General features: G+C 40.7%; 16 protein-coding genes. 11 read left to right on the forward strand and 5 right to left on the reverse strand.

Annotated features, from left to right (window positions below; all coding sequences use genetic code 11):
• The first annotated feature begins 42 nt into the window (after window positions 1-42).
• Window positions 43-840, forward strand: a complete 798-nt coding sequence (gene phhA, locus PUND_RS06800; protein WP_010388101.1) for a phenylalanine 4-monooxygenase — start codon at window positions 43-45, stop codon at window positions 838-840.
• A gap of 36 nt (window positions 841-876) precedes the next feature.
• Complete coding sequence (locus PUND_RS06805) at window positions 877-1,221, forward strand: 4a-hydroxytetrahydrobiopterin dehydratase (RefSeq protein ID WP_008111000.1); 345 nt, start codon at window positions 877-879, stop codon at window positions 1,219-1,221.
• 85 nt (window positions 1,222-1,306) lie between these two features.
• On the opposite strand, the gene PUND_RS06810 is transcribed toward PUND_RS06805, so the two are convergent.
• The 5 genes from PUND_RS06810 to map all read right to left on the reverse strand — a co-directional run bounded on the left by PUND_RS06810 (window position 1,307) and on the right by map (window position 9,271).
• A complete protein-coding gene (locus tag PUND_RS06810; protein ID WP_010388104.1) occupies window positions 1,307-3,337 on the reverse strand; it encodes a BCCT family transporter in 2,031 nt (676 codons plus the stop codon).
• Between the two features lie 237 nt (window positions 3,338-3,574).
• On the reverse strand, window positions 3,575-4,597 hold the full coding sequence (locus PUND_RS06815; RefSeq protein WP_010388106.1) for a tetratricopeptide repeat protein: 1,023 nt from the start codon (window positions 4,595-4,597) through the stop codon (window positions 3,575-3,577).
• Window positions 4,598-4,873: 276 nt separating this feature from the next.
• Window positions 4,874-5,701, reverse strand: a complete 828-nt coding sequence (gene dapD / locus PUND_RS06820) for a 2,3,4,5-tetrahydropyridine-2,6-dicarboxylate N-succinyltransferase (RefSeq protein WP_010388107.1) — start codon at window positions 5,699-5,701, stop codon at window positions 4,874-4,876.
• 9 nt (window positions 5,702-5,710) lie between these two features.
• Window positions 5,711-8,329 carry a [protein-PII] uridylyltransferase gene (gene glnD / locus PUND_RS06825; RefSeq protein WP_010388109.1) on the reverse strand — a complete coding sequence of 873 codons (2,619 nt, stop codon included), beginning with the start codon at window positions 8,327-8,329 and terminating at the stop codon, window positions 5,711-5,713.
• 156 nt (window positions 8,330-8,485) lie between these two features.
• Window positions 8,486-9,271, reverse strand: a complete 786-nt coding sequence (gene map / locus PUND_RS06830) for a type I methionyl aminopeptidase (protein WP_010388111.1) — start codon at window positions 9,269-9,271, stop codon at window positions 8,486-8,488.
• 272 nt (window positions 9,272-9,543) lie between these two features.
• Here map and rpsB point away from each other — a divergent pair, with 272 nt between their 5' ends.
• The 9 genes from rpsB (at window position 9,544) to bamA (ending at window position 19,762) form a co-directional block, all read left to right on the forward strand.
• On the forward strand, window positions 9,544-10,272 hold the full coding sequence (rpsB, locus tag PUND_RS06835) for a 30S ribosomal protein S2 (protein ID WP_008110990.1): 729 nt from the start codon (window positions 9,544-9,546) through the stop codon (window positions 10,270-10,272).
• 104 nt (window positions 10,273-10,376) lie between these two features.
• A complete protein-coding gene (gene tsf / locus PUND_RS06840; protein WP_010388114.1) occupies window positions 10,377-11,228 on the forward strand; it encodes a translation elongation factor Ts in 852 nt (283 codons plus the stop codon).
• 158 nt (window positions 11,229-11,386) lie between these two features.
• Window positions 11,387-12,136: a UMP kinase gene (gene pyrH, locus PUND_RS06845; RefSeq protein ID WP_016899281.1), complete on the forward strand. Its 750-nt coding sequence runs from the start codon at window positions 11,387-11,389 to the stop codon at window positions 12,134-12,136.
• Between the two features lie 50 nt (window positions 12,137-12,186).
• Window positions 12,187-12,708, forward strand: coding sequence for a ribosome recycling factor (frr, locus tag PUND_RS06850; protein WP_218651693.1), 522 nt, complete (start codon window positions 12,187-12,189; stop codon window positions 12,706-12,708).
• Between the two features lie 256 nt (window positions 12,709-12,964).
• On the forward strand, window positions 12,965-13,744 hold the full coding sequence (locus tag PUND_RS06855) for an isoprenyl transferase (protein WP_010388117.1): 780 nt from the start codon (window positions 12,965-12,967) through the stop codon (window positions 13,742-13,744).
• 21 nt (window positions 13,745-13,765) lie between these two features.
• Window positions 13,766-14,632 (forward strand): phosphatidate cytidylyltransferase, encoded by an 867-nt coding sequence (locus PUND_RS06860; protein WP_010388121.1) that lies wholly within the window; start codon window positions 13,766-13,768, stop codon window positions 14,630-14,632.
• Window positions 14,629-15,831: a 1-deoxy-D-xylulose-5-phosphate reductoisomerase gene (gene ispC / locus PUND_RS06865; protein ID WP_041709713.1), complete on the forward strand. Its 1,203-nt coding sequence runs from the start codon at window positions 14,629-14,631 to the stop codon at window positions 15,829-15,831. Before PUND_RS06860 ends, ispC begins: the two co-directional genes overlap by 4 nt.
• A gap of 1 nt (window position 15,832) precedes the next feature.
• Window positions 15,833-17,185 carry a sigma E protease regulator RseP gene (gene rseP, locus PUND_RS06870; RefSeq protein WP_010388125.1) on the forward strand — a complete coding sequence of 451 codons (1,353 nt, stop codon included), beginning with the start codon at window positions 15,833-15,835 and terminating at the stop codon, window positions 17,183-17,185.
• A 105-nt stretch (window positions 17,186-17,290) separates the two neighbouring features.
• Entirely contained in the window at window positions 17,291-19,762 is a 2,472-nt protein-coding gene (bamA, locus tag PUND_RS06875) for an outer membrane protein assembly factor BamA (RefSeq protein ID WP_010388127.1), read from the forward strand.
• Window positions 19,763-19,767: the final 5 nt, after the last annotated feature.

Consider the following 19,767-nt stretch of genomic DNA (forward strand, 5'->3'; position numbering starts at 1 on the left):
TATTTTGACACCGATTTAGGGTTTATCCCAAAGAAGGTATTTATGGCTAAAGCAAGTAATTACACCTCCAAAACACCTGATGAAAATGGGGTTATACATTGGAGCGATGAAGAAAATAAAATTTGGTCTGAGCTTGTAGCACGCCAACTTGCGTGCATAGAAGGCAAAGCCTGTGATGAGTACATGGAAGGATTGAAAAAAATCAATCTGCCTCATGATCGTATCCCACAGCTGAGTGAGCTAAACGAAGTACTTTTAGCAACCACAGGTTGGCAGGTTGCACCTGTACCTGCACTTATCGATTTTGATGAGTTTTTTAGGTTACTCGCTAACAAGCAATTTCCTGTAGCTACCTTCATTCGTAGCCGTAAAGAATTTGACTACTTACAAGAACCCGATATTTTTCATGAGATATTTGGTCATTGTGCCATGCTAACCAATCCTGACTTTGCAGAATTTACTCATAAGTACGGGCAACTAGGATACGCGGCAGAGAAAAAAGACCGCGTTTATTTAGCGCGCATGTACTGGTTTACCGTTGAGTTTGGTTTGATGCAAACTGAAAAAGGATTACGTATTTACGGTGGCGGTATTTTATCAAGCCCAGGGGAAACCCAATACGTGTATTCAGATACACCAGAGATTAATCCAATGAATGTGCTAGATGTGCTACGTACACCGTACCGTATAGACATTATGCAACCATTGTACTACACGATTAATTCGATTCATGATCTGTTTGAAATATCTCAAATGGATATAATGACTTTAGTTGAGCAAGCTAAATCACTTGGTTTGCACGACCCTAAGTTTCCTCCAAAAGAAAAATTAGCTAGTTAATTTTTGAAAAAAGTAACGCTAAACTAAGGATTTAAAATGTCTTCATTAAGTGCACAAAAATGTGAAGCCTGTCATGCAGATGCGCCAAAAGTATCTGATGCTGAATTGGCTGAATTAATTAAAAAAATCCCTGACTGGGTGCCAGAAGTACGTGACGGTATTATGCAGTTAGAGCGCGTTTATAAGTTTAAAAACTTTAAACAAGCCATTGCGTTTACCAATAAGGTAGGTGATATGGCTGAAGACGAAGGGCATCACCCAGGTCTATTAACCGAATGGGGCAAAGTAACTGTTACTTGGTGGAGCCATTCAATTAAAGGCCTGCATAAAAATGACTTCATTTGCGCTGCTAAAACAGATGATGTATTTAACGCGCTGTAATTAATTAGATTTGAGTAAATAAAAAGGCACTTTACAGTGCCTTTTTTATTTTTAATTACCGTTTTATCAATACTGGCTGTATCAGTTAAATTTTATCGGTATTTAACATGTCATCATGCTCAGCCATATCCCAAGGTAGTTCGCCTGGGCTGTTACCTAAAAAGTGTAAGTAGTTCTCAAACTGATCAAGAATATCCTTCACAATATCATCTTCATTATAGCCATAAACATCGTACGACAGACCACCACGACGTAAAAATACATCAGCCTTATAATACATTTCAGTATTATCATTATCTGGTCGTAGCTCTGAGTAAGCAAAGCTCGGCATAGGATGCTCGGTAAGGCGAATATCATAAACAAAATCCACATGCTCATGACGTAGTACAGTTAAATGAGCGCGTCCTAAATCAGTATCAAATTCGACCACGGCATGCCATTGTCGAGATTTCAATTCTGCTTGTACGGCTTGCATTGCCTCAACTACTACACTACCTATAAAAGTATGTACTTTTTCTTTATTAGGGTAATTAACCATAGCCGCTAAACGGCGTTTCCAATGGGATAGATCAATATTACGACCATTAAGTGAATGTGCTTGTAGACTGGTATCGCGATGGCCTTCAATTCTTAAAGCCCGCCAAAGCCCCGCGGTGGCAATTAGCATAATAATAGCAAAAGGTAGCGCACTGACAATCGTCATGGTTTGCAGTGCACTTAAGCCACCTGCAACTAATAAAACAGCGGCCACAGCGCCTTCAAGCACCGCCCAGAACACCCGCTGCCATGCTGGCGTATTAATATTTCCACCTGAAGCGAGTGAGTCGATTACCAAAGAGCCGGAATCAGACGAGGTAACAAAAAAGGTAACTATTAGAATAACCGTGAGTAGAGAAATAAAAAATGAGAGCGGTAACACTTCAAATAATTGAAATAACGCCACGGCATGATTTGCTTGTACATCACCAATTAGTGTGTTAAAGCCTTCATTCATTATTAAATTCAGTGCTGTATCGCCAAACACTGAGAACCATAAAAAAGTAAAAATAGTAGGAACTAACATTACGCCAACAACAAATTGTCTGATGGTTCTGCCGCGGCTAATTTTTGCGATAAACATGCCGACAAACGGCGCCCACGCAATCGTCCAGCCAAATATAAATAAAGTCCAGTTACCAATCCAATCACTGCGACTATAGGCTTGTAAGTTAAAGGTCCGCTCAACAATACCACTAAGATAACTGCCGGTGTTTTGTAAAAACGATTCTAAAATATGAATAGTTGGGCCAATAAAAAATACAAAGGCCATTAATGAAACCGCTAAGGTCATATTCACGATTGATAAACGTTTTACCCCTTTATCCATCCCTGCGATTACAGAGAGCGTTGCTGCGGCGGTAATAATAGCAATCGCGGTAATTTGTACTGTGGTATTAATAGGAATATCGGGCCATAAATAGTGTAGCCCCGCGTTGATTTGAGTCACCGAAAGTCCGAGCGTGGTCGCAATACCAAATAAGGTGCCTAGTATGGCAAATACATCAACGGTATGACCGATAGGACCATATATTTTATCACCAATTAGTGGATACAAGGCTGAACGAATAGACAGCGGCAGACCATGACGAAAGGCAAAATAAGCCAGCACTAAACCAACAATTCCATAAATAGCCCAAATATGAAATCCCCAATGGAAAAAGGCAATTTGCATTGCTTGCTTAGCGGCATCCACGGTTTCAGCCGCGCCCGATGGCGGGGATGCGTAATGCAGTACTGGCTCGGCTACACCAAAATAAAGTAGCGCTACGCCGTAACCGGCAGAAAATAGCATGGCAAACCACTCACCAAAGCTGTATTGCGGCTGTGCATGATCGGGGCCTAGTTTTATATTCCCCCAACTGGAGGCGGCGACACACACAATAAATACCAAGAAGATAGCGACTGATAACATATAAAACCAGCCAAAGGTTTCTGTTATCCACGCAAGGGCAACACTAAATGCCTGACCTGCGAGTTCAGGGTTGCTACTTGTACCAATGACCAAAAGTAGAATAATAAATACTGCAGGCAAAAATACAGGTAGCAAAATAGTTGAGCGTAAAGCAGTTTTTGTCATATTAATCCTTAATATTAATTGCTAACTTTCAAGTATGCTTGCCTACCTTATTATATATTCCGTTTATTGGCTAATTCAGTTGCTTGATTTATATACTTTAAAAAGGAGGGTAAAAGTTAATTTATAGGTGTTAGCAAATTGAAAATCATACTTTTTAATCCGGCTGTCAGTGACGATTAGCCCTGTGTAATTTCATCGGCGTCTAACTCAACTCAGATAAACGTTTATAACTTAAAGCTATAAGCTTTTCTCCCAATTGCATTGCTTTACTAAGTTAAACCAAGGGCTGGTAAACTCTTTAGCGGTAATGGGCTCAGGTAGGGTTAAAGTAACATCAAGCTTTTTAGCTAGATAATGTGCTACTAGCTGTTTCATTTTATCGCTTTCTAATTGCTCGTAAGCTGCTTGCAGCTGATGTTTATCTTTTTGACTTATGAAATCGCCAGTTAAATTTTTGTAGCCTAATTCAAGCCAAAGTAGCTGTGCTTGTTTAGCTTCGTTGGGAAATGCATGGGTTAAAGTTGCCGTTGGAGTATAGAGACGTTCAAAGTTAAGCTGATGTTCTTGAATTAAAAAGACCATTAATAAATTAAGCCCGGTTGAGATTTGCCCCGCGCGTTTATCAATATTTTGGTTAAGGCTTAACGCACTTCTAAAGTAGCGCTCAGCCTCAGTAACATTGCCTTCATCAAGCGCTAAGTAGCCCAAGTTACTTTTTATAAGTGCTGTTATATTAGGAAGCTTTAATTGCGTGGTGAGATCAAGATTATTTAAGTATAAAGCACGCGCTTTAGCAAAGTCATTTTGCGAGCGAGCAACCAGCGCCATACTGTTGGTGAGTGTTAATCGTTGGCGATCGTTGTGCGCATATTTATAAGCACATTTGAATGAGATCTGGGCATCGCTTAAGTATTCAGCATGGCGTAGCCATATTCCCAAGGCACTCATTATGGTGGTCAATTTTTGTTTGAAGTAGTCAGCTTGATGATGCTGAAATATTGCGTCAATCGATTTATAAAGCCGATCGTAATGACTTGTGGGCACGGCTGTTCGGGCATAAAGCAAGTGCCAGCGGATAAATAGCGCAACAGGAGCTGTATTTAGTTCTTTGAGATTTTCAAGAATGATTATTGATTGTGCGGGATTAACAACAAGATAATCTTCGGCTTCGTTAAGTTTAGCTTCAAACGATGTAAAATCATTAGCCATAGCCTGCGTTGAACCAAATAACACCAACCAACCTAAAACGAAAAGGCGCAACAACTTATCCTCGATAATCGAATTATGCGTTTATTCACTATAGATGCAGGTATCTAACAAAGCAACGCGATTAAAGGGTACAGGTTTGTGAGAAGGTATTTTAAAAGCACTAAAAAAGCCCTAAACCTATACAAGCTTAGAGCTTTTTCTGTATGTAATTAAATTTTAGCGAATACACTTAACTTTAATGTGATGTTGGGTTTCGTTTTACTCAACCCAATCTACGTTTAATATTAACCTGCTTAGCGCATACAGCTAAAAACTTACAACTGCTTTTTAATCATCAATTGAGCGAAGCAGAGCGTTAATGCCTACTTTTTCGCGTGTTTGTTGATCAACTTTTTTCACAATAATCGCAGCGTATAAACTATGCGTGCCATCTTTTGAAGGCAGAGCACCTGGAACCACAACAGCACCAGCAGGTACGCGACCATAATGAATTTCACCGGTTTCACGGTCATAAATACGGGTACTTTGGCTAATGTAAACACCCATTGAAATAACCGCACCTTCTTCAACAATAACGCCTTCAACAATTTCTGAACGTGCGCCAATAAAGCAATTGTCTTCAATGATGGTAGGATTTGCTTGTAGCGGCTCTAAAACACCGCCTATGCCCACACCGCCTGATAAGTGTACATTCTTACCAATTTGAGCACATGAACCTACAGTGGCCCATGTATCAACCATAGTGCCTTCATCAACGTAAGCACCAATGTTTACATACGATGGCATTAGTACAACATTTTTCCCTACAAAGCTGCCTTTACGGGCAACGGCGTTTGGTACTACGCGCATGCCGCCTTGTTGAAACTGTTCTGGTGTGTAGTCGCTAAATTTAAGCGGTACTTTGTCGTAAAATTGATTTACGCCATCATTCATTGGCTGGTTTTCACGAATTCTAAATGAAAGTAGCACGGCTTTTTTAAGCCATTGATGAACAACCCATTCGCCAGAAATTTTTTCTGCAACACGCGCTGCGCCACTATCTAATAGCTCAAGTGCATCAATAATTGCTTGTTTAACATCGCTTGATACGGTTGTTGGGCTAATGCTGTCGCGGTTATCCCACGCATTTTCAATCATGGTTTTTAAATCTGACATAGTGTCCTCTTATTCAATTTCGGCGTTGAGTTTTTTACGTAATGCCTGATGAATTTTTGCTTGCTCTTCATCAGTCAGCGATTGATATTCGTTATTAGATACCACAAAGAAATCTTCTGCGCGCTCGCCTACCGTGGTAATGCGTGCGGCATGTATGTGGAGTAAGTAAGCTTGAAAAACCTCGGCTATTTTAGTTAATAGCCCAGGTATATCAACCGCTTGAATTTCTATTAAACTACGGTCCTTACGAGGGTGCGGGCGCAGTACAATTTTTGGTTTAATATTAAAGTCTTTAAAGCGTTGTGAACGGCTCTTTTTAAAGCGTATTTTTTTACGTGGATCACTTAATGCTTGCTCTAATCCGCGTTTAATCGATTGCGCACGGCTACTGGCAATTGGGTCTCCGCTAACTTCTAAAATAACAAAGTTGAACAGTACGTAGCCATCTTTGGTGGTCAGTACTTGGGCGTGTTGAATTTGTGCTTTTTTAGAGCCAATAACACTGACTAATCGAGCAAATAGCGCACCTGAATAAGGACTATATGCAAATACTTGGGTGCCGCCATGCATTGCTTTATTTGAGACAATAACACTGGGTAGGCTCAAATCGGTGCATTTTAGTAAATGCTCCGTATGCCACGAAATCTGTTGCTCACTAAAAGCGGTAAAGTAATTGGCTTTAAAGCGGCTCCAAATTAAGTCAATTTGATCTTCATGGTAATGCAAATTAATCAAGCGCTGTTTAGCTTGATGCTTTTTATCTCGAATTTGGTCGCGTTGATCCATAGGATTTTCAAGGCCAAGGCGCAAAGCACGTTGTGTATGCAAGTAAAGCTCGCGTAGTAGAGTGTTTTTCCAGTCATTCCACAAGTTGTCATTAGTGGCACGTATATCGGCGACGGTTAAACAATAGAGATAATCGAGCTGGCGCTCTGTTTTTACTCGCGATGCAAAATCTTTTATTACGTCTGGGTCGTTTATATCTTTACGCTGCGCCGTTACTGACATGAGTAAGTGGTTACTAACAAGCCAGGAAATTAACTTACCATCGGATGATGCAAAACCATGCAATTTAGAAAAAGCAATGGCATCAACAGCGCCCAGTTCAGAGTGATCGCCCCCACGGCCCTTAGCAATATCGTGGAAAATACCGGCTAAATACAGTAGCTCTGGTTTATCCATACGCGTGACGATTTCGCTGCAAATTGGGAATTCGCTAATCCCGGTTTTATCAAAATACTGATAAATATTATTGATCAGCTTGTGGGTGTGTTCATCAACTGTGTAGGCATGAAACAAATCAAACTGCATTTGGCCAAAAATATTTCGCCACTGCGGCAAATAGGCGGCAATCATGCCGTGTTTGTGCATCAGCGTAAAAGCACGTCCCATGCCATTAGGATGCTTTATGATTCGTAAAAAAGCTTCTCGACAGGCTGCGTAGTCTTGTAGGTCGCCTAATAAACGGCGACGAACTTGGCGAATAGTGCGAATTGTGCTTGGGTATATATGGGTAATTTCAGGGTGGTCAGCAATATGCTCAAACAACACAAAAAGTTGATCGCGTCTAAAGAATACAGACGGACTTTTTACCCGAATTTGATGGCCAACGCGCTCAAAGTTACGATCAAGCTCTTCAACGGTAGCTTGACTGCTGTCTGGCGAAATACTTTGCTCAAAGTACGAAAGCAACATTTGGTTAAGCTCACGTACTCGGCTCATGATTCTGAATAAACGCTTCATCATGCGCTCAACCGAGGCTTTACCATCGCTACCAAAACCTAAAATTTCTGCAGCTTGGGGTTGATGATCAAACAATAAGCGGTTTTCTGAACGTTCTGCGGCTAGATGCAATGCAAAGCGAATATTCCATAAATTTTCAAGACACTCTAACAGCTCTTGATATTCCTCATGGGTCAGGTAGCCGTGACTAATTAGCTCTTGCAGAGTTTCGGCCCTAAAGTGCTTTTTAGCGACCCAAATAATAGTTTGCAGGTCGCGAAGACCCCCTGGGTTTTCTTTTATATTTGGTTCTAAATTGTAGGCAGTACCGTGGCACTTTCTGTGACGCAAGTTTTGTTCTTGTACTTTTGCGACAAAAAATTCACCTGAGCCCCACACCGGCGTTTCAATAATATGGTTTTTGAGTTTTTCAAACTCAATATGATTGCCAAAAATAAGACGGCTTTCTAATAAGCTGGTTGCAAAGGTAACGTCTTCACGTTTTTGGTCTATGGCTTGTTCAATAGTACGAACACTATGACCTATCTCGAGATTAAGATCCCATAACATAGTAACGAATTGGCCGATTTTTTCGCAAATATCATCATTAGGCTGTTTCGTAACAAGTAATAAAAAGTCTATATCAGAGTAGGGGTGTAGCTCGCCACGACCATAACCACCTACTGCAATTAAAGCCAAGTCTGGTTCGTGAGCTAAATCATAAACCTGAAAAAGTTTGATTAGCAGCCGGTCAATAAATTCTGCACGGGCATTAATTAATTTACCAACAGGTTGTTTTGAGAATTCATTATGCAACCATTTATAGAAATAGGCGGAGCAATCACGGTAATCGCTTAATTGCTCAGCATCATTGAGCAACTTTTTTACTTTGTTAGGTAATGCCACTTAGGCTGGCTCCTATATGGACTGCATTGTAAGTTGAAATTTATTTTTATAATATATTTGCTGTAAGGGCAATAAGTTATGTTACCCCCTTACAGCAAACCGCTTAAGCGATATACGGCAAATCTGTTACTATCGCGATTAAGCGCGCACTTAAAATTAGTGCTCGATAATTCTATCGATTGTATCATCTGATCGTAGTGTTAAAATTTCAACACCATTTTCAGTTACAAGCAAGGTGTGTTCCCACTGAGCTGATAAACTACGGTCTTTTGTTACCACAGTCCAGTCGTCTTTAAGTAATTTACATTGGCGTTTGCCCGCATTTACCATAGGTTCGATGGTTAAACACATACCTGCTTTTAATGTTTCGCCAGTACCTGCTTTACCGTAATGCATTACCTGTGGTTCTTCATGGAACTCGCTGCCGATACCGTGGCCGCAGTATTCACGGACGATAGAGTAGTTAAAGCTCTCTGCATATTTTTGAATAGCTGCACCAATATCACCAAGGCGAACACCCGGTTTTACCATTTTAATGGCAAGGTATAGACTTTCTTGAGTAACTTCTGCAAGGCGTTTACCCTGAATATTAGGCGTGCCTACATGAAACATCTTTGATGTGTCACCGTGGTAACCATCTTTGATAACGGTGATGTCAATATTTACACTGTCACCCTCTTTTAATGCTTTGTCGTTCGGAATACCGTGACAAATTACATGGTTTACTGAGGTACAAATTGATTTTGGAAAACCATGATAATTAAGAGGAGCAGGAACGGCATCTTGCACATTAACAATATAATCATGACAAATTGTATTTAGCTCATCGGTGGTGATACCTGGTACCACATGTGGTTCGATCATTTCTAGCACATCAGCAGCCAAACGGCCGGCTACACGCATTTTCTCGATTTCTTCAGGGGTCTTAATCACAGCGCTCATTGAGGCTCCAAAGTTGCGTTTTTAGATGATTATCGTCGCACAATTTTTGCACGAGACGTTGAGTATTTATTTTTAATATGGTATAAAGCGCGCCGTCTTTTTACAAATAAATTCTTAAATGATTTTTTGTATTTAAGGCAAACACAATTTTATTTTAACACACACACGTATCGTCACATACACTTGGGTGCATTTCAGTTTCATTTAACTGCGGTGTTGGTGCTATGGGATATGTGGAGGCCTAACCCTAAACAACTTAGAGGATTTACAAAATGGCAAACGTTTCAATGCGCGATATGCTTCAAGCTGGTGTTCACTTCGGTCACCAAGCACGTTACTGGAACCCTAAGATGAAGCCTTTCATCTTCGGCGCACGTAACCGTGTACATATCATCAACCTTGAGCAAACTGTACCAATGTTCAACACTGCACTTAAGTTTTTATCTGGTGCTGCTGCAAACAAAGGTAAAGTTCTTTTCGTTGGTACTAAGCGCGCAGCAAGCGAAGCAGTAAAAGAAGCTGCTTTACAAAGCGATCAATTCTTCGTTAACCACCGTTGGTTAGGCGGCATGTTGACTAACTGGAAAACAGTTCGTCAATCAATCAAGCGTCTTAAAGACCTTGAAGCTCAAAGCCAAGACGGTACTTTCGAGAAGTTAACTAAGAAAGAAGCGTTAATGCTTACTCGTGAAATGGAAAAGCTTGAAAAGAGCCTTGGTGGTATTAAAAACATGGGTGGCCTTCCAGACGCTATCTTTGTAATCGATGCTGACCACGAGCACATTGCTATCCGTGAAGCTAACAACCTAGGTATCCCAGTTGTTGCAATCGTTGATACTAACTCTAACCCAGACGGTGTTGATTACATCGTACCTGGTAACGATGATGCTATCCGTGCAATCAACCTTTACACTAGTGCTGTTGCAGCTGCGATCACTGAAGGCCGTGAGAGTAACATCGTTGCTCAAGCTGAAAAAGATGACTTCGTAGAAGCTGAGTAATTAGCTGTCATCAAGTCTTCATCTTTTAAAGGTGAAGACTTGCTATTCTTGTGGAGCGGGTAACCCGCTTATCTAAACCTGATTTCAGATTTGAGGATTTACTAATGGCTGTAACTACTGCCCTAGTTAAAGAATTACGCGAGCGTACTGGCGCTGGCATGATGGATTGTAAAAAAGCGTTAACTGAGACTGATGGTGACATCGAGTTAGCGATTGAAAACATGCGTAAGAGCGGTGCTGCAAAGGCTGCTAAAAAAGCAGGTAATATTGCTGCTGAAGGTACTATCATCATCAAGCAAAACGCGGGTGTTGCAGTACTTGTAGAAGTTAACTGTCAAACTGACTTCGTTGCTAAAGATGCAAGCTTCCTAGCATTTGCTAACAAAGTTGCAGATGCTGCTATCGCTGACACTACATCTATCGAAGACTTACAAGCTAAGTTCGAAGAAGATCGTGTTGAGCTAGTAACTAAAATTGGTGAAAACATCAATGTACGTCGTCTTCAATACATCACTGGTGAACAACTAGTTGAGTACCGTCACGGCGAGCGTATTGGTGTTGTTGTTGCAGGTGTTGCTGATGAAGAAACACTTAAGCACGTTGCAATGCACGTTGCTGCTTCAAACCCAGACTACCTAACTCCAGATGACGTACCTGCTGATGTTGTTGAAAAAGAAAAGCAAGTACAAATCGACATCGCGATGAACGAAGGCAAGCCTGCTGAAATCGCTGAGAAGATGGTTGTTGGTCGTATGAAGAAATTTACTGGTGAGGTTTCTCTTACTGGTCAAGCTTTCATCATGGAACCGAAAAAATCTGTTGGCGAAATTCTTAAAGAGAAAAACGCAACAGTTACTGGCTTTGTACGTATGGAAGTTGGTGCAGGTATCGAGAAGAAAGAAGAAGATTTTGCTGCTGAAGTTGCTGCTCAAATTGCAGCTGCTAAAGGTCAGTAAGACATACTATTTGTGATGCAAAAGGAAAATACATGCAATTAAAGTACTATTTGCTTTTGCGTCACGCTTAGAAATTCTTTAAAATAACCGCGCTTTTATGTTTAACATAAGCGCGGTTATTTTTTATCCATAATTCAATAAAAGTTGGCCCCAAAACTATGACTATCAATCGCAAACCTATTTTTAGACGTGTTCTTCTCAAATTAAGTGGTGAAGCTTTAATGGGAGACGAAGGCTTCGGCATCGACCCTAAAGTTTTAGATCGTATGGCACAAGAAATTAAAGAGCTCGTAGAACTCGACGTAGAAGTGGGTTTAGTTATTGGTGGCGGTAACTTTTTACGCGGTGGCTCATTAGCCGAAGCGGGCATGAATCGCGTTGTTGGTGACCACATGGGGATGCTTGCAACCGTAATGAACGGCCTAGCTATGCGTGATGCGCTACACCGTGCGTTTGTAAATTGTCGCTTAATGTCAGCTATCCCATTAAATGGCGTATGTGATGCCTATAACTGGGCTGAAGCTATTAGCTTGTTGAAAACAGGTCGCGTTGTTATTTTTGCCGCTGGCACAGGTAACCCGTTCTTCACTACTGACTCTGCAGCGTGTTTACGCGGCATTGAGATTGAAGCTGATACGGTAATTAAAGCGACCAAAGTAGACGGTGTATTTAGTGATGATCCGGTGAAAAACCCTGATGCGACACTTTACCGTCACTTAAGCTACAATGAAATTATTGATAAAGAATTAAAAGTAATGGATTTAGCGGCATTTACTCTTGCTCGCGACCATAATATGCCATTGAGCGTATTTAATATGAATAAATCAGGCGCATTAAAACGCGTAATAATGGGTGAAGAAGAAGGAACCCTTATTTCTTCACAAGCCTCAGATGAAGTTAGTAACTAGATTAGGATTAAACCGTGATTAACGATATTCAAAAAGATGCGCAAGAGCGCATGCAAAAAAGTGTAGCAGCACTTGGTAGTCAATTATCTAAAATTCGTACTGGCCGTGCTCATCCTGCAATTTTAGACGGCATTATGGTGTCGTACTACGGCGCTCCAACACCGTTAAACCAAGTTGCAAATGTAACTATTGAAGATTCACGCACACTAGCTATTGGTGTATTTGATAAGTCTTTAGCGCAAGCTGTTGAAAAAGCTATTATGGCTTCTGACCTTGGTTTAAACCCAATGTCTGCAGGCACAGTTATTCGTGTACCTCTTCCTCCATTGACTGAAGAACGTCGTAAAGATTTAATTAAAATCGTACGTGGCGAAGTAGAAGGCGGACGTGTTGCTATTCGTAATATTCGTCGTGATGCAAATGGCGATATTAAAAACTTATTAAAAGATAAAGACATCTCTGAAGACGAAGCACGTCAAGGTGAAGATGCAATTCAAAAAATCACTGATAAGTTTATTAAAGAAATGGATACACAATTAACAGCGAAAGAAGCTGAGTTGATGGAGATCTAATAACTGTTCTAGACCTAGGCAAACAGCTTTAGCTAAATAATTAAGCCGCTTTTCACAAGTATTCGCACTTTACTTTAATTGTGTGATTTTAAAGAGTAACAGAATGTATTTTCTCTTTACTAGTGGCTCGATTATCAGTAAATACAAGGTTGTTAGCTGTATAATTATTTGCTTAAAGTAGATTTATTATCACGGGTACAGGTTAAATTTATTAGTTTTGAAACGCCGTCTGGGGTATACTAGGCGGCGTTTTTTTATGGAATACACAAAATTTATGGTTCTAGACGCTGATACAATTTCACAGCAATGTTTGCCTAAACATGTTGCCATCATCATGGATGGGAACGGGCGTTGGGCACAAGCCAGAAATAGGCCTCGTGTATATGGGCATAAAAAAGGCGTGGATGCAGTTCGTCAATCTGTGCAGTTTTGTACTAAATTAGGGATACAATCGTTAACCTTATTTGCTTTTAGTAGTGAAAACTGGCGCCGCCCTGAAGACGAAGTAAATACATTAATGGAGCTTTTTTTATTTGTACTAAGTAAAGAAGTTAAAAAGCTGCATAAAAATAACGTAAAACTAACCATCATTGGAGATTTATCTCGATTCTCTGAAAGCTTGCGTGCGAAAGTACATACTGCGCAAGAACTAACAGCGAATAACACCGGTCTGCACTTAAATGTAGCGGCAAATTACGGTGGTCGCTGGGATATGACTCATGCTGCTAAGCAAGTTGCTTTACAAGTAGCAAATGGGGAACTTGATCCCGCAGACATTACAGAAGAACATATTGCACAGCATATGAGTATGGCAGATCAGGCACAGCCAGATTTATTGATCCGTACTGGTGGCGATGTCAGAATTAGTAATTTTTTACTTTGGCAGGCAGCCTACGCTGAACTTTATTTTACCAATACACTTTGGCCTGACTTTAACGAAGCTGCTTTTGCAGAGGCCATCGCATGTTACGTTGCCAGAGAGCGACGTTTTGGTTGCACGGGCGAACAAATAAAACAATTACTCGCTCAAACCTAAAATAGATTAAGGGTCATCATTTTGTTAAAACAACGTATTTTAACCTCACTAGTGCTAGCACCATTAGCACTGGCTTTGGTTTTTTACACCCCACTAACGTTATTTAGTTATTTTGCGGGTGCTATTGTATTAATGGGCGCATGGGAATGGTCTGCTTTTATGGGGCTATGCGATAAACTAAAACGCGGTGCGTTTGTATTGTTAGTTGCAGTATTACTTGGTTTACTTAATTTACATTGGCCGATAGAAACTCTATGGCAGAACGGCAAGCTTGTAGGTGATGCCAATTACTTATTTACCTTATCGTTTTCATGGTGGTTAGTTGCAAGTTATTTAGTGTGGCGTTATCCCGCTATGGCTAAAGGCTGGAATGAAGGGCTCATGATGCGCGGTATTGCAGGTTTACTGACATTGGTACCACTGTGGCTTGCGCTTAACACCCTTCGAAGTGCGCAATATACAGAATCAACACACTATGGTTCTATGCTGATTTTAGTGGTTCTAGGTATTGTATGGAGTGCCGATATTGGCGCTTACTTTACCGGTAAAAGTTTCGGTAAACATAAGTTAATGCCTAAAGTTAGTCCAAATAAAACCATAGAAGGCCTCGCCGGTGGCGTGGTTGCTGCGGTGTTATTTGTATTGGCTTTTTGTTATTACACTAACGTTGATACTTCTGTGTGGCCAATTTATGCAGTAATGACAGCATTTATTGCTTTGTTCTCTGCGGTAGGTGATTTACTCGAGAGTATGTTTAAACGTGAAGCGGGTCTTAAAGATAGCGGCAGTTGCCTACCTGGGCACGGCGGTATTTTAGACCGTATTGATAGCTTAACTGCAGCAGCGCCGATGTTTGTTATTTGCTTTGCCTGGACACTGAGTTTATGAGTGTAGTGCAACAACTGGTTATTTTGGGTGCAACGGGGTCTATAGGTCTTAGCACGTTAGATGTTGTTGCAAGAAATCAACAGCAGTTCAAGGTGTTCGCATTGGCCGCAGGGCAAAATGCAAAGAAAATGGCTGAGTTGTGTCTTGCTCATCAACCTCGGTATGCTGTTATGGCTTCAGAGCAAGCCGCTAAGCAGCTTAGTGAACTTTTAAAAGGCATGTGTAAAACACAAGTAATGCATGGCGAGAAAGCCATGAGTGAGCTTTGTGCGCATGTTGATGTTGATACTGTGATGTCAGCTATTGTTGGTGCAGCTGGGTTACTGCCTACCTTGAGCGCAGTTGAAGCAGGAAAAAAAGTACTGCTGGCAAACAAAGAGTCATTGGTGATGTCGGGTCAGTTGTTTATTGATAAAGTGAAACAACATCAAGCAACTTTATTACCCATCGACAGCGAACATAATGCTATTTTTCAGTGTTTACCTAGTACGTTGCAAAACACCCAAGGACAAGCACGGCTTGAGCAGCATGGCGTTAGCAAAATTTTATTAACTGGCTCTGGTGGCCCATTTTTAAACCGTGATATTAATACGCTTGATAGCGTTAGTGTCAGTGAAGCGGTTGCTCACCCTAATTGGTCTATGGGACAAAAAATATCAGTAGACTCAGCCACGATGATGAACAAGGGCTTAGAGTTTATTGAGGCTAAATGGTTATTTAACTGTGATGCCAGCGACATTGATGTGGTGATTCACCCACAAAGTATTATCCACTCTATGGTGCAATACCAAGATGGTTCTATTTTAGCGCAAATGGGAAACCCCGATATGCGCACCCCTATAGCACATGCGCTTGCCTTTCCACAGCGAATTGATGCGGGTGTTAAACCGTTAAATTTTTCTGATATTTGTGATTTTTCGTTCACCAAACCTGACTTTTCTCGTTATCCTAATTTAAAATTAGCAATTGCTGCGTGTGATGCGGGACAGGGTGCAACTACTACGGTGAATGCGGCTAATGAAATGGCTGTAAATGCATTTTTGCAGGGACAAATTAGTTTTACCGATATTTATAAAGTGAATGCGAAAACGTTAGAGGCTGCAAAGTTCACCAATGTGCAAACGCTTGATGAAATTTTAGAGTGTGATCGTTTAGCACGTTTGAGTGCAGCGCAGTTTATAACCAAAGTGGTGCATTAAAATGTTCGATTTTTTTTGGAATTTAGGCTCATTTATACTCGCACTCGGAATTTTAGTGACCGTTCACGAATATGGTCATTTTTGGGTGGCTCGTAAGGCGGGCGTTAAGGTACTGCGCTTTTCAATTGGTTTTGGTAAACCTTTATTAAAATGGCACGATAAATACAATACTGAATACGTGATCGCGGCAATCCCACTCGGTGGTTACGTAAAAATGTTAGACGAGCGTGTTGATGAAGTACCCGCAAATCAACGTCATTTATCGTTTAATGCTAAATCTGTTCAAGCGCGAATAGCTATTGTGGCTGCTGGGCCTATGGCGAACTTTTTATTTGCTATTTTTGCTTTGGCGGCCATGTATATGGTGGGTGTGCAAACCATAAAACCGGTTGTAGGTAATGTTGTTGAAGGCAGTAGAGCAGAACAAGCAGGCATTACGTCTACTCAGCAAATAATTAAAATTGGTGATGACGATATTACTAATTGGCAAGATGCGACTTTTTCTTTGATGTCGCACTTGGGTGATAAAAGTGTTGCCGTTACTTTACGTAATGAAAATTATCAACAAACAACGCAAATTCTCAACCTCGATGGTTGGAAGCTTGATCAGCAAGATGTACCGCCATTGAGCTCGTTGGGGATTGTGCCGTTTCGCCCTCAAGCAACACTCACTATTGCGGCGATTACTAAAGACTCTGCTGCTGAACAGGCAAATTTACAGATTGACGACATTATTTTGGCTGTAAACGGCGAAACAATGAGCAGTTGGCAGCAATTAGTTAATCTTATTACTCAATCGGCTAACAAATCCTTACAATTTAGTGTAAAAAGACAAGATAGTATAAAAACAATAATAGTGACCCCAAATAGCCGAGTTGTCAGTAATGGTGTTGAACAAGGTTTTTTAGGTGTTGCTCCGGTTGTAGAGCAGTGGCCTGATGATTTTGTTGAGACTAGACATTATGGGCCACTAGATAGTATTGTGCTGGGCACAAAAGAAACATGGCGTTTAATTACGCTGAGTTTTGACATGATAGGTAACTTAATTACTGGTCAAGTATCAGTAAAAAATTTGAGTGGGCCCGTCGGCATTGCAGTCGGTGCCGGCACAAGTGTTAGTTACGGATTAGTCGCATTTTTAAGCTTTTTAGCTTTGATCAGCGTTAATTTGGGAGTATTTAATTTACTTCCTCTGCCAGTGCTTGATGGTGGGCACTTAATGTATTACATAATTGAACTTTTTCGTAAAAAACCAGTCTCTGAAAAGACACAAGAGTTTGGTTTTAAAGTGGGAGCCTTGCTACTCATTTTTCTAACATGTTTCGCTTTGTTCAATGATGTATCGCGCTTGTAGTATTTAAGCGTGGTGACGACAAATTAGAACACGATTGTAAAGCTCGTAACTATTTAGTTTTCGATGCTAAGCGGTAATACAGTTGTAAAGGATAAAGATAATAAAATGGCTATAAAAAAACATTTGGTAGTTTCAAGTTTATTGGGTGCAAGTTTTGCAGCCCTAGGCCAAAACTCCTTTATTGTTGAAGATTTAAAAGTTGAAGGATTGCAACGTGTCGCACTTGGTGCTGCATTAACGCATATTCCTATCAACGTGGGCGACAATGTTGATGAATATACAATTTCAAAAACAATTAAGTCACTTTATCGCTCAGGTCACTTTGACAATATAAAAGCGTTGCGTGATGGCAATAACGTTATTTTTAAAGTAACTGAACGCCCAACAATTAGCTTTATTGAATTTGAAGGCAATAAAGACATTAAAGATGAGCAGTTAAACCAGTCGCTTGATCAACAAGATATTCGTCAAGGCGAGCCGCTGGATAAAACGGTTATCGATAATATTGAAAAAGGCTTAGTTGAGTTCTTCCACAGCATTGGTAAATACAATGCAAAGGTGGATATTAGCATCACTAAGCTGCCACGTAACCGGGTTAAATTGAGACTCGAGTTTGATGAGGGCGATGCAGCCTCTATTCGTCAAATCAACTTAGTTGGTAATGAACTTTTTTCAAACGAAGAGCTACTTCAGCTTGCAGAGTCGCAACAAGATTTACCTTGGTGGCAGTTTATGGGTAGCGATCGCTATCAAAAACAAACCATTGAAGGCGATTTAGAAAAAATTCGTAGCTTTTATTTAGACCGTGGTTATTTGCGTTTTAATATTGATTCGACTCAAGTATCAGTTAGTCCTGAGCGTGAATCGGTTTATGTAACGGCAAATATCACCGAAGGTGTAAAATACAAAGTGAAAGGCTTTGATTTTATCGGTGATTTACTCGGCCGAGAAGAATTAATAAAAAGTGTTATCCCGCTTCGTACCGGAGAGCTGTATAACGGCTCAGTGGTGACTTCTTCAGAAGAGTTTATAAAAAGTTACTTAGCTCGTTTTGGATATGCTAACGCTGAAGTACGCACCATTCCAGAGATTGATGACGAAAACCAAGAAGTACAACTAACTTTGTCGGTTGACCCTGGAAAACGTGTTTATGTTCGTCGAATTATTGTAGGTGGTAACCAAAATACAGCTGATGAAGTACTACGTCGTGAAATGACACAGCTTGAAGGTGCATGGCTATCTAACCAAAATCTTGAGCGTTCTAAATTACAAATTCAACGTTTACCTTATATGGAAACTGTTGACTTTAATGTGGTGCCTGTTCCCGGTGTGGATGACCAAGTAGATGTTGATTTTACTGTTAAAGAGCAATCTGCGGGTAGCTTTAATGCCGGCCTTGCTTATGGTTCGTACTTAGGTCTGCAATTTAATATTGGTGTAACTGAATCTAACTTTTTAGGCACAGGTAACCAAATTGGCTTTAACATTAATACCTCACGTGGCTCTGAGCGTGTCAGTGTGTCGTACACAGACCCTTACTTTACGCCAGATGGCGTATCGCAAGGCAGCAGCATTTTTTACAGTAATTACGATGCTAGCCAGTTTAGCTTAATTGACTATAAGTCAAAAAGTTATGGCCTTGGGACTAACATTGGTTTTCCAATTGATGCTATAAATCGTATTAACTTTGGGGCTCGTTGGATAGAAGAAGAACTATCAGATATCGCTGAATATGAGCAAACACGTGTATTACGTGAAACCTTTCTCGATCCAGAGAACCCTGATGCGGGCTTTGAGTTTACCAAGTATGAGTTAAGTGTAGGTTGGTCGCGTGTAACGGTGAACCGTGGTTTGTTCCCAACAGCTGGCTCAAGACAAACATTGAACTTAACAGCTACAACGCCAAATTCAGATTTAAAATACTTTAAATTAAATTACGATTCACGTTTTTACTGGCCGATTTCAAACGACCATCGTTGGGTGTTCTCAACGCGTGCGGCATTAGGTTACGGTAATGGTTATGGCTCTACTAATGGGTATGAGCAGACGCTTCCATTCCAAGAGTATTTCCGTATTACAGAAATGGAACTACGTGGCTTTGATAGAAATACTATCTTACCGCGTGCAGTATCACGAGTACCACAATCTATACCAGGCACGCCATCAGGTGATGGTACAACCACAGGTAATATTGGTGGAGCATCTGAGTTTGATGTATTGCAACCTCAAGGCCGTATAGGTGGTAACGCGAAAGCCGTTGCAGGTATGGAGCTTATTGTTCCTACACCGTTCTTAGATGAAGAAAATACCAGTTCGGTACGTACTAGTTTCTTTGTTGATGCTGCCAACGTTTGGGATACCGAGTTTAACGTTGATCGTTATCAAAACTTAGGTATTGATGAGCGTGCAAAATTAGATGACTACTCAGACCCAATGCGCTTTAGGGTTGCAACCGGTTTATCATTACAATGGATCTCACCTATGGGTCCTATGCTGATCAGCTTTGCGTATCCGTTGCAAAAAGAAGAAGATGACGATACCAAGACCATCAGTTTTAATATTAGTAACACTTTCTAAAGGAG

It is taken from the genome of Pseudoalteromonas undina (assembly GCF_000238275.3).
GTDB classification, from domain to species: domain Bacteria; phylum Pseudomonadota; class Gammaproteobacteria; order Enterobacterales; family Alteromonadaceae; genus Pseudoalteromonas; species Pseudoalteromonas undina.